The following is an 11,955-nucleotide window of genomic DNA, read 5'->3' as shown; positions in this document are numbered from 1 at the left end:
TGCCGTGGCGCCGATCACGACCTTACCTCGGGCGTGGAATCTGCTCATTTGGGTAGCGTGTAGTCAGTGGGTTCGTAAGGCAAGCCCAGATGGACGCAGTCACCGGAGAAGTTCGAGCTTATCGTTGGCCTTGGGGATGCCAAGACGCTCGGTCTCGTCGTCCGCTTCTGGCCCATCAGCGAAGTGGCGACACCTTTCATTGAGGTCCGCCTGGTGAGGTAGAGCGGACTGACTTTGCTCACTCTGAGTTCTTCGCATTTTGATCCAACTGAGACATTGGCGGTCCACTGCGCAACGGCTTTGAAGCCGGTTTCAGCCCTATCCGAATATTCGTGTTAGCCGCTAAGGCTGGTGGAAGGGCTGCGCGCTCAACGTTTCGGGGTGCGCCCGCGGATGTGGTCAAAGCCTTGCTTGATTGCGGCGAAGCGCGCTTCGATCATCGGCTCAAATTCGAGGTCGGTGAAGATATATGGCAAGTCCTTTTCGACGCCTTCGCGGACGAGTTCGCCGACATAGTTGGGTTCTATGCCCTGAGAGATGCGTTCCCGGAGCATATTGATCCACTCGGCACGTGGGCCCGAAGTCGGCAAGGGAGGAAGCGCCCCCTCGAAGCGTTTGGGGAGATTGCGTCTCGAGTCCATGATTTGAGTGCGGATGATCCCTGGACACAGCACCGATACGCCAATCCCTCGGGGCGCGAGTTCACGCCGCAGGCCCTCGGACAGCGCGACAACGCCATACTTGGAGACGTTGTATGCGTTGCTCTCCCCTGAAATGAGGCCAGCGATCGAGGCTGTGGAGACGATGTGTCCACCCTCGCCATGCTGCTCGATCAACGGCCCGAAAATCTCGATCCCCCAAATGGTCGCCATCAGGTTGACGCCCAAGGTCCAGTTCCACGACGCCTCGGTCCAGGCGCCATAAGGCCCACCGCCGCCGACGCCCGCGTTGTTGACGAGGATATGCACCTTGCCATAGCGAGCAGTCGTGGCTTCGGCGGCCGCCGCGAGTTCGGCTTTGAGTGAAACGTCCGCTTTCACGCCGTCGACATCGACGTTGGTGAGCCTCAGTTGCTCGAGCGCTGCGGACAGAGCCGCTTCTTCAATGTCGCAAAGCATGACCTTCGCCCCCGCTTGGGCGAAGGCGGTCGCGATCCCCAGTCCAATGCCTGACGCTGCACCGGTCACGAACACAGTCTTTCCAGCGAGTTCCTTCACGCGCGTTCTCCCCGTGCAAGCGGATACCCTCGCGCCAAAACGCCAAGTGTACCCGGACGCCATATGACCGCGTTTTCGAGGGATTGGGAAGCGTGCCGGATCGTGGCCCATCATTGACATGGGCAACTAGGTATCAACGTCGTCTTCCATGCGCATGGCGGACGCGACAATTCAGGAGCATACATCTACTTCTGCGCTCGTGCCTTGGACGCAACGCGGCGCTTTGGGGGCGCGCTGTCACAAGCGTCGGCACCCGAGGCGTCTCCGGCAGAACGACGAGCATGAAGACCCGAGGAGAGTCACGCGTTGGCCGTGACGCGTAAGGTGTCATGGAAAGTTCGAGACGCCATCTCGACGGCGCCTCGAATCCAACCGGTCATCTGGCCATCCGTTCGAACTCCATCTGATCCGGTGACTTGCGGCTTAGCGTTACCTGCAGATATGGCGGTTGCCGTCCCACCCGAGGTAGGTGCTCGTCGCCGGATCGTAGGATCGATAACGCTCCGCGCAGGAACGTGAAGCAGTGCCATCCGCGCGAGCCATGGCGCTGTCCGCGCCTTGCGCAGGAGCTGCGCCATCCGGCAACTCGAGGCCCAGCCGACCGGCCGGCGTCAGCGTGCCGTTCAGGTTGCGATTGGGGTTCTCGGCCTCGTACGTGTCGGGATGGCTGCTCGCAAAGCCGGATTGCGCGTAGGCGGTGCTTGCGGTCAGGCCCGACAACAAAGCCACGGCAGCGAGAATTTTAAGTCCAGTCATGGTCCATCTCCATCATTGCCCGGTGCAATCGTGCTGCCGGTGCGAGAGGAGTTGGATCGACATCTGCGCTGAACAAGCTCGCTTGATCCCATGCGCGCGACCTGACGCGATCTCGTCGTTCAAATGCAGAAAGAATCGTTTGCTTGCGGAACGCAAAAGAATGGTCCACCGCCGCCATGCTCTCGTGCCCCGGGCGCAGCGCAGCGTCACCTCGACGGTGCGCTTGCGCGCGACCGGCGGGCGACGCTGGGCTAGCTGCGGCCAGCGCTGGCCGACATCGGGTCTAGGTTCAACTGAAACAGAAAGCCAGCGGGCGGTATGGACTAGCGACGTCCTGATCGCTTGAGTTCGGCAACTTTAAACCTGTTGCCGGCCTGCAGGCTGCTGCAAAACCAGTGGGCCTTGTTTCGGTTTTCGCCCAGGAACACCTTGGTTTCAACGCAACCCTCGTAGGATGTATGGGTGATGGTGTCTCGGCACGTTGGCGAGAAAGGTCCATAGTTCGTACCGCCGCCCGACTCGCTGCATCCGACCCAGGGATCTTTGCCGCTTGGGAAGCTTGATGCACAGCCACCGTTGCAGCTGCTGGCGACTTTCTCCAGGCTGGCAATCCTCCCCATCACCGAGCCCGGCGCATACGAAGGCGTGCTCGCGGTTGACGTTCGAGCGGTTGACGCAGTCCGACGCGGCGCCGTTGTGTTTGCTCCCCGCTCCGACACGTGCGGCTTTGCCACCTGTTTCGGCGCGTCGACCGTGACAGGGGGAATCGTGGCGGCGGACCCAGTCGGGATTTGCGACGCTGCCGGGGCGCACAGCAAGGCAGTTGATAAGACAGCGACGGCTGAGGGCACGACAAAGCTTGACGAGAATTTCATGAGCATGTCCTTCCCAAATTCGGGACGGAGATGCCGCCCCGGTAAATGCACGGTAACATACATTTCGGATTGGGCAACCGAGGGTTGAGGGGGCATCTGCCTATAAACGCGCCATCCACACAAAGCGTGGCCCTCGGCGGAACGGCTCTGGATTGCTCCGTCGCAAGAACTCCCCGCAACGACGGCGTGGAGAAAGAGCAGCGCGTCAACTTCGGTCTCGTGCCCCGGACGCAGCGCAGCAACGTTGCGCACTGCAGCGCGTCCGGGACACAGGAGACTTGCCGCGAGATTCCGCTGCCTGCTCGCAGCAATCGGCTCCGTGTTTTTTTGGAAACGCGCCGGCTTCGTGAAATACGCGATCAATTTGCGATCGTACAACGAGAAGCCGCGCGTTGAGAGTCGGTGAGGTGTTCACGGGCAATTGTTGTCGATCATGACCGATAGATGCAGGTCGTGAGCGACGACGTGGAGGCGTTTCACTTCTCCGAAAGCTCATCGAAGTTCCAGCGCGGTGGACCGACGAGGAAGAAAAAATGAAACAGGGGACGCCCACAATGATCGGCCTGCGACGCAGGGAATTTCTTGCTGGGACGGCCCTGCTGCTGTTCAGCGCGACGACCGTCAAAGCCGCCACAATCGCAGGGAGGTTGCCCTGGGCTCCAAATGCGGGAAATCCGCCGCCGCCAATCAAGCTTGGGCCGTGGGAGTTTTTCAACGGCGAAGAAGGCAGAGCCATGGAGGCACTCGTTGATTGCATCATCCCGCCGGATCCGGAGACGCCGGGCGGCAAGGATGCCGGCTGCGCCGTGTTCATCGACCGGCAGCTGGCTGGGCCTTACGGCCGGCAGGAGGGATTGTATGTGCGCCCACCGTTTCAGGCCGGCCTGAAGAATCAGGGCCATCAGTCGGCGAACGGTCCGGCACAGGATTATCGGGACGGTCTCGCTGCATTCGATCGTGCGTGCAAGCAGCACAGTGGTGGAAAGCCCTTCGCCGAGCTCTCCGGCGACGACAGGATCGCGCTTCTGAAGGCGGTCGACAAGGGCGAGCTCAAGCTCGACGGCGTCGACGGCAAGGCGTTCTTCACGCAACTCGTCAAGGACGCCCAGATGGGATTTTTCGCGGACCCGATCTATGGCGGGAACCGCGACATGGTCGCGTGGAAGATGATCGGCTATCCGGGCGCGCGCTACAACTATCTCGATTGGGTGAACCGCCACAACGAGCGCTTTCCGCTGCCGCCGGTTGGCATGACCGGCAACGCGCAATGGACGAGGTCGTAGCATGTCCCGAAGGCTTCCCAGGAAAGACGTCGTCATCGTCGGTTTCGGCTGGACCGGCGCGATCATGGCTAATGAGCTGACCGACGAGGGGCTCGAGGTCATCGCTTTCGAGCGCGGTCCATGGCGCGACGCGCCGACGGATTTTCCGCCGGGCTACATGCAGGACGAACTTCGTTATCGCATCCGGCACGAGCTGTTCCTGCGTCCGGACCAGCTGACGTTCACGTTCCGCAACAAGATGGACCAGACGGCGCTGCCGATCCGGAGCTGGGGCGCGTTCATGCCGCCGAACGGCGTCGGCGGCGGGGGCGTGCACTGGAATGCGGAAATGTGGCGGTTTCTCCCGTCGGATTTCGTGCTGAAGACACATCTGACCGAACGCTATGGCGCGGCGTTCCTGCCCCCGGATATGACGATCCAGGATTGGGGCGTGACCTATGACGAGCTCGAGCCGCATTACGATCGCTTTGAATATCTGTGCGGCACGTCGGGGACGGCCGGAAATCTGAGCGGCAAGATCATGGACGGCGGCAATCCGTTCGAAGGGCCGCGGTCCCGTCCTTATCCGACCCCGGCGCAGGCCCAGCCGTTCAGCCATACGCTGTTCGGGAAAGCCGCGCGCGAGCTCGGCTACAAGCCGTTCCCGCAGCCTTCGGGCAATCTCTCGCAAGCCTATACGAACCCGCTGGGCATGCGCCTTGGCCCCTGCACCTATTGTGGCTTCTGCGAGTGGTTTGGCTGCGGCAATTATTCCAAGGCCAGCCCGCAAACAACCATCCTGCCGCATCTCATTCGAAAATCGAACTTCAGCCTCCGCGACAATTCAGAGGTTGTTAGGATCAATGTCGATCGTTCAGGCAAGTGCGCTACCGGCGTGACATTCGTGGACTCGAGCGGCGAAGAATGGGAGCAGCAGGCCGACCTCGTGATCCTGTCGGCTTACACGATGTTCAACGTGCAGCTTCTTCTGCATTCGCAAGTCGGGCAGCCCTACGACCCCGTCACCAACACTGGGGTCGTCGGCCGAAACTACACCCACCAGACGATCTCGTCGGTCAATGGCTTCTTCGACAACAAGAAGTTCAACTTCAACCCGTTCATCGCATCGGGTTCGATCGGGATGTGTATCGACGAGTTCAACGGCGACAATTTCGATCACGGGCCGCATGGTTTCGTCGGCGGCGGCTATGTCGGCCAGGTGCAGACAGGTGCTCGTCCGATCGAAAGCACCCTGGTGCCGCCGGGAACGCCGGCATGGGGCGCCGACTGGAAGAAGGCGGTGAAGGACAATTATCTCAGCACGGTCAAGCCCGGCACCGGTGTGCATGGCAGCTTCTACGCCTACCGCGACATCTACCTGGATCTCGACCCCGCCTATAAGGACCGGTTCGGGCGTCCGCTGATGCGGATCACGATGGATCTCAAGGAGAACGAGATCAAGCAGAACAAGTTTCTCACCGACAAGTTCGCCGAGATCATCAAGGCGATGGGCGCTGAAAAGCTCGCCGTGCAGTATCGAACCGCGCCATACGACATAACGACCTACCAGACGACGCATCTCAACGGCGGTGCGATCATGGGGGCCGATCCCAAGACAAGCGTCCTCAACAAATATCTGCAGAGCTGGGATGTCCCGAATCTGTTCGTGATGGGGGCAAGCGCCTTTCCGCAGAACGCCGGCTACAACCCGACGCTCACGGTCGGCGCGCTCGCTTATTGGTCGGCGGCCGCGATCCGGAACCAGTACCTCAAGAATCCCGGAAGGCTGGTCGATGCGTAGGATTCCTCGCGTATGCACGCTCGTTTGCGCAGTGCTCGCTTCGGCGTCGCTGGCCGGCCGCGCGCATGCCGGCTCCGCAAACATGCAAGAGTTCACCCAGATCGAACGCGGGCGCTATCTGTCGATCCTGTCGGACTGTGCCGGCTGCCATACCGTTCCCGGCGGCAAGCCGTTTTCGGGTGGGCGGCCGATCGAAACGCCGTTCGGCAACATCATATCGCCCAATGTCACGCCCGATCTGGAAACGGGCATTGGAGCCTGGAGCGACGATCAATTCGATGCCGCGGTGAGAAAGGGTATCGGACGAACCGGCGCGCATCTCTATCCGGCCATGCCTTACAATGCGTACACCCGGATGTCGCGTGACGATGTGATGGCAATCCGGGCCTATCTGACTTCGCTGGAGCCGGTCCGAAATTCGCGCAACGCGGATACGCTTCCGTTTCCATTCAATATCCGCTCAACGATGATCGTGTGGAACGCGCTCTACTTCGCGGCAGGTGAATACAAGCCGGAACCGACCAAATCCGCCGAATGGAATCGCGGCAAGTTCATCGTCGACGGGCCGGCGCATTGCGGAGCCTGTCACACGCCGAAGACGCTGCTCGGAGGCGACCGAACCGATCAATATCTGCAGGGAGCAAATCTTCAGGGCTGGTCGGCGCCTGACATCACCAACAACCGGCGGACAGGACTGGGCAGTTGGACGGCAGACGATGTCGCGCTCTACCTCAAGACGGGGCACAATCGCGCTACCGCTGCGACAGGGCCGATGGCGGAGGCCGTCGAGCTGTCGACGTCCAGGATGAAGGATGAGGATACGAAGGCTATTGCGACGTATCTGAAATCATTGCCGGGCAACAAGGATGAGGCGAGGCTTGCCCCGGTGGGTGCGAACGTGATGGCGGCCGGAGGCGCGATCTACCGAGACCAATGTTCCGCCTGCCACGGGATCGAAGGCAAGGGCGTTCCACACCTGTTTCCCGCCCTCGCAGAGTCCACGATGGTGCAATCAAATGATCCCACAACGGCAATCCGAATGGTGCTCCGTGGTGCGCGAAGCGTCGGCACCAAGGCCGAGCCGACGGCACCCGGCATGCCGTCCTACGGCTGGCAGCTCGATGATCGCCAGGTCGCGGCGGTGCTCAGCTTTGTCAGAAATAGCTGGGGTGGTGCCGCTGCCCCGATCGATGCAGCCGAAGTGACGCGTGTTCGGTCCGACACCGCTTTCCGCAACGACTGAGCCGGCCGTCCGAGACGTGAGCCGCAAAATAAAAACGGGGCCGTGAGGCCCCGTCAAAAGTCCGTAGCTTATTCCGCGATCTTACTTGATCTTCTTACTTGATCTTGGCTTCGCGGAATTCGACGTGCTTGCGCGCGACCGGATCGTACTTCTTCTTGACCAGCTTGTCGGTCATGGTGCGCGAATTCTTCTTGGCGACGTAGTAGAAGCCGGTGTCAGCCGAGGACACGAGCTTGACCTTGATGGTGACCGCTTTGGCCATGTTCAGAACCTCAGGAATGAAGGGAATCTGGAGCCGGCCAAACGGCCCGCGTTGGCCGGCAACCTAGCCAGAAACCGCCTGATGTCAAGGTTTCGAAGCGTTTTCGAGCGAAGTGGGCACCGGTTCGCGTCAAGAAAACGCGTCAAAAACAACAACCTAGAGCCCCGAACGGGGCTCTAGAGCGGAAAACCACCCAAAACGGTCCCATTACGCCTCGAAGAACCGGTTTTTCGGCCGCGGCAGGCCCAGATTCTCCCTCAACGTGGCCCCTTCATACTCTTTGCGGAAAATCCCGCGCCGCTGCAGCTCCGGCACCACCTTGTCGACGAAATCGTCGAGGCCGGCGGGCAGGAACGGGAACATGATGTTGAAGCCGTCGGAGCCGCGCCCGACCAGCCATTCCTCCATCTGGTCGGCGATGGTCTTGGCGGTGCCGACGAAGGACAGCCCGCCATAGCCGCCGACGCGCTGGGCGAGCTGGCGCACGGTGAGCTTGTCGCGCCTGGCGAGGTCGACCATACGCTGGCGGCCGCTCTTGCTGGCGTTGGTCTCCGGAATCTCCGGCAGTTGCCCGTCCGGATCGAAGCCCGAGGCGTCCGTGCCGATGATGACCGAGAGCGAGGCGATGGCGCTGTCGTAGTGCACGCGGCTGTCGAGCAGCGCGCGCTTCTCCTTGGCCTCATCGACGCTGTCGCCGACCACGACGAAGGCGCCGGGAAGAATCTTGAGATGTTCAGGATCGCGGCCGATCTTCTCCATGCGGCCCTTGATGTCGGCATAGAGTTTCTGGCCGTCGGCGAGGGGGCCGCCGCCGGTGAACACGGCTTCCGCCGTCTCCGCCGCAAGCTGCCTGCCGTCCTCCGATGCGCCGGCCTGCACGATCACCGGCCAGCCCTGCACGGGCCGCGCGATGTTGAGGGGGCCGCGCACCTTCAGATATTTGCCGTTGTGGTCGAGCACGTGCATCTTCGCGGGATCGACGAACACGCCGCTTTCGACGTCGCGCACGAAGGCGTCGTCGGCGAAGGAATCCCAGAGGCCCGTGACCACGTCGTAGAACTCGCGGGCGCGCTTGTAGCGCTCGGCATGCTCCATGTGGTCGTCGAGGCCGAAATTCAGCGCCGCGTCCGGATTCGAGGTGGTGACGATGTTCCAGCCCGCGCGCCCGCCGCTGAGATGGTCGAGCGAGGCGAAGCGGCGCGCCACGTGGTAGGGCTCGTCAAACGTCGTCGAGCCCGTCGCGATCAGGCCGATGCGCTCGGTGACGGCGGACAGCGCCGACAGCAGCGTGAACGGCTCGAACGAGGTCACGGTGTGGCTGCGCTTGAGCGCGTTGACCGGCATGTTCAGCACGGCGAGGTGATCGGCCATGAAGAAGGCGTCGAACCTGCCGGCCTCGAGCTTCCGGATCAGCGTCTTGATATGGCTGAAGTTGAAATTGGCGTCCGGCCAGGCCCCCGGATAGCGCCAGGCGCCGGTGTGGATGCTGATCGGGCGCATGAACGCGCCAAGCTTGAGTTGCCGTTGTGCCATCGCCCCGTATCCGCTCTGGGTGTCGTTGGGGAAGACATAGGGACGCGTGGGGACTCCGCCATTGGGGGAGGCGGGAAGATTTTTTCGTTTTTTGCGACGCGCTCAGCACAATCGCGTCATTCAAGGCCGCGCGCAGCGGCAAGGGCATGACGAATGCGGCCCGCATCGAACCAATCCCGCGCTCGCCCCGACCAAGCCAGGACCCGTGAGGAGACCTTCAATGGCAGGCGCAATGACCGTGGACGGCGGCACCGTTCGCATCGACCGGCCCATGCCCTGGGTCGGCCGCCTGCTGTCGCTGCCGCTGCTGGCCGCGAGCGGTTATCTCTTGTGGAATGTCGGCCTCGGCCTGCGCCAGGATTTTTCCGGCTTCGGCCGGCTCGCCGATGATCTCGTGCCGGTGCTGGTGTTCACGGGGCTCGGACTGCTCGTCGGTATCCCCGGAATCATCCTGCTGACGTTCCGTACTTTCGTCGTGCTCAACGAGACGCTGCGCCAGATCGTCGTCACCAGGCAGTTCGGCCCGCTCAATATTCGCAAGCACCGCGATCTCGCCGACTATCACTTCATCAGCATCACCGACGACTATGATACGGATCTGACGACCTACGACGTCAATCTCTGCGGTAACAGGGGCACCGAGCCGATCACGCTTCAGAGCTTCACCAGGCGCGAGGAGGCGGACAAGCTCGCAAGCGAGATCAGCCGCGTCCTCAAGCTGCCGGCGCGCGACTATGTCGGCGCCGAGCCTGATGATTCCTGATTAGGTCCAGCCACGGCCTGTTGCTAGCCGTTGCGGAAATTGCCATCCTCGCGGCCTCACACCGCAATGGAAGGCCATGACCTCAGCGAATAATTCCATTCCCGCGCTTCGACCGCGCGGCAAGGGCCACCAATTCCTGTTGTATGGCGACTCCTGTTCGGGCGTTCCGGGTGGATTGCACGAAAAGACCTTCGCCTCGGTCAATGCGGTCGTTCAACGCCTGAGGCCGCAGCCTGAATTCGTTCTTTTCCCGGGCGATGAAATCATCGGGCTGACGCCGGATCCGGACGCACTCCGCGCGCAGTGGCGCTATTGGCTGGATACGGAAATGGCATGGCTCGACCGTGCGGCCATTCCGATGTGGCACACAACCGGCAACCACACGACCTATGATTTGATGAGCGAGGCGGTGTTTCGTGCAGTGCTCGAGCTGCCGAAAAATGGACCGCCGGGACAGGCGGGTCTCTCCTACTTCGTGCGGCGCGGCGACCTCCTGATGGTGTTCGTCAACACGCTCTGGAGCGGCCTGGGAGGTGAGGGCCATGTCGAGCTCGCGTGGCTCGAAGCGACGCTCAGAGAGCATGGCGATGCCCGGCACAAGCTCGTCCTTGGTCATCACCCGGTGTTTCCGGTCAACGGCTTTACCGGGACGTATCAGCGCGAGATCGGCCACGAATACGCTCGCCCGTTTTGGGACATCCTGGTGAACGAAAACGTGCTCGCCTATCTGTGCAGCCACATCCTCGCCTTCGATGTCCAGGCGCATCGCGGTGTCCTGCAGATCTGCACTGCGGGCGCGGGAACGGCTCACAGGATGCCGGAACGCGTCGAGTATCTGCATTGCATTCAGGTCGCGCTTGACGAGGAAGGCCTGCGTTATCAGGTGCTCGATACTGACGGCGTTGTCAGGGAGAGGATGGAATGGCCGCTACCGGATCCTGATCCCGCCAAATGGAGAGAGCTGCGGCCCGGAGATGTCGAAGCGCCGTTCAGCGGATGTGTGGAGAGCGGGCGCCGGATCGAGCTGAGGCTCGTGGGGCAAAGCGCTGCGACCGATGTCGCAGCGGCCCAGACGATTTTCACGGCTTTCGCGCCGGGTTCGATCGCGCCGTTCTGGCTTGGTCTTCGGGGACCGAGGCAAACTCTGACAGCCATCGTTGCTCGTGAGCCGGGGCGAAGCCCAACCTATTGGTTTGGACCTGATCTTCCGGCGGGCGAGGGTTTCGATATTCACGTCGCGATCTACCCGGATATGGGCCCCGGCGGTCTCTTGTACCGCGATCACGGCTCCCCGCGTTGGTCGTCCTTCACCTCTGCGACGGCGCGAGGGTTGGAGCAGCTTGTGTGGCCGCAGCAATGGGCGATCGGCCACGGACAAGGTGGCAGCGAAGACCGCGCCTTCAGAGGTGCCGCGCTGAGTTTGCTGATCGCGTGAACGAGCCTGGGGAGTTCGGTGGCCGGATCAGCTCAAAATATCCTTCTGCATCTTGCCGCCGTAGAAATGGAAGAACGGCACCGGCGCATCGTGGCGGAGCGGGCCGGTGGCAAGGCGGGTGTCGAGCTCGTTGAGCACGTTGCGTGTCATCGGATGCAGATCGGCGAGCGGCTTTGAGCCGAGCTCGACCCAGACCAGCTCGACCAGCTCGGCATCCGCATGGATCACCCCCTCGACGCGGTGGGTGATCGCGGAGGCGTCCGCGGTGAAGAAGCGGGTATCGAACCGCTTGACGCGGCCGGGCGGGGTGATGGCGCGTGCGATCAGGAACAGGCTTGAGGGGTCGGGCAGCAGGCCCGCATCCGCGAACGGCTTCCAGGCACCCTCGAGTTTTGCTTTCCCCTCGGTCTTGCGTCCGAGGCAGAGGCCGGTCTCTTCGCAGGCCTCGCGGATTGCGGCAATCGCCAGCGACTTTGCGCGCGAGGCCGGAGTCTTCGGGCTGCCCTTGGCGAGATTGGCTTCCAGCTCGGCGGTGATGGGTGCAGCACACGGCACGCGGTAATCGTCCTTGTCGACGCGGCCGCCGGGGAAGACGAACTTTCCGGGCATGAAGACCACCTTGTCGTGGCGCTTGCCGACCAGGACTTTTGGAATGTTGCCGCTACGATCGACCAGGATCAGGGTTGCCGCATCGCGGGGGCGGAAATAGGGATGATGGTCGGCTTCCTTGCCCTCGTGGATCTTGGCCTTCTCGGCTCCCTGCGACGTATCCGTCATGTCCTCACCCAAACCGCTTTTTGATTATTTG

Annotated in this window: 10 protein-coding genes; 5 read left to right on the top strand and 5 right to left on the bottom strand. The window is 62.0% G+C overall.

The features are described 5' to 3' along the window. Positions 1-368 precede the first annotated feature (368 nt). Positions 369-1,217: an SDR family NAD(P)-dependent oxidoreductase gene (locus tag CT676_RS27160; protein ID WP_135215738.1), complete on the bottom strand. Its 849-nt coding sequence runs from the start codon at positions 1,215-1,217 to the stop codon at positions 369-371. Between the two features lie 429 nt (positions 1,218-1,646). After that, entirely contained in the window at positions 1,647-1,973 is a 327-nt protein-coding gene (locus CT676_RS27155; RefSeq protein WP_071913076.1) for a BA14K family protein, read from the bottom strand. A gap of 1,408 nt (positions 1,974-3,381) precedes the next feature. Here CT676_RS27155 and CT676_RS27145 point away from each other — a divergent pair. The 3 genes from CT676_RS27145 to CT676_RS27135 all read left to right on the top strand — a co-directional run bounded on the left by CT676_RS27145 (position 3,382) and on the right by CT676_RS27135 (position 7,154). Continuing rightward, complete coding sequence (locus CT676_RS27145; protein ID WP_245343938.1) at positions 3,382-4,131, top strand: gluconate 2-dehydrogenase subunit 3 family protein; 750 nt, start codon at positions 3,382-3,384, stop codon at positions 4,129-4,131. A 1-nt stretch (position 4,132) separates the two neighbouring features. Next, positions 4,133-5,911, top strand: coding sequence for a GMC family oxidoreductase (locus CT676_RS27140; RefSeq protein WP_135215737.1), 1,779 nt, complete (start codon positions 4,133-4,135; stop codon positions 5,909-5,911). Positions 5,912-5,993: 82 nt separating this feature from the next. Continuing rightward, complete coding sequence (locus CT676_RS27135) at positions 5,994-7,154, top strand: cytochrome c (RefSeq protein ID WP_244623278.1); 1,161 nt, start codon at positions 5,994-5,996, stop codon at positions 7,152-7,154. Between the two features lie 94 nt (positions 7,155-7,248). Here the strand turns inward: CT676_RS27135 and rpmG are convergent, their stop codons facing one another. Then, the gene (rpmG, locus tag CT676_RS27130) at positions 7,249-7,416 is read right to left on the bottom strand and encodes a 50S ribosomal protein L33 (protein ID WP_007603295.1); all 168 of its coding nucleotides are present in this window, start codon (positions 7,414-7,416) and stop codon (positions 7,249-7,251) included. A 207-nt stretch (positions 7,417-7,623) separates the two neighbouring features. Next, positions 7,624-8,949: an LLM class flavin-dependent oxidoreductase gene (locus CT676_RS27125; protein ID WP_135215736.1), complete on the bottom strand. Its 1,326-nt coding sequence runs from the start codon at positions 8,947-8,949 to the stop codon at positions 7,624-7,626. 220 nt (positions 8,950-9,169) lie between these two features. Between CT676_RS27125 and CT676_RS27120 the strand changes: the two genes are divergently transcribed. Together CT676_RS27120 and CT676_RS27115 are read left to right on the top strand one after the other, a co-directional pair. Next, entirely contained in the window at positions 9,170-9,712 is a 543-nt protein-coding gene (locus tag CT676_RS27120; protein ID WP_167768175.1) for a hypothetical protein, read from the top strand. A 76-nt stretch (positions 9,713-9,788) separates the two neighbouring features. After that, positions 9,789-11,147 (top strand): metallophosphoesterase, encoded by a 1,359-nt coding sequence (locus tag CT676_RS27115; protein WP_135215734.1) that lies wholly within the window; start codon positions 9,789-9,791, stop codon positions 11,145-11,147. 27 nt (positions 11,148-11,174) lie between these two features. Here the strand turns inward: CT676_RS27115 and CT676_RS27110 are convergent, their stop codons facing one another. Continuing rightward, on the bottom strand, positions 11,175-11,924 hold the full coding sequence (locus tag CT676_RS27110; protein WP_135215733.1) for an NUDIX domain-containing protein: 750 nt from the start codon (positions 11,922-11,924) through the stop codon (positions 11,175-11,177). Positions 11,925-11,955 lie beyond the last annotated feature (31 nt).

It is taken from the genome of Bradyrhizobium sp. MOS001, from assembly GCF_004634465.1.
Taxonomy (GTDB): Bacteria; Pseudomonadota; Alphaproteobacteria; order Rhizobiales; family Xanthobacteraceae; genus Bradyrhizobium; species Bradyrhizobium barranii.
This window is presented reverse-complemented; position numbering and strand designations above follow the sequence as displayed.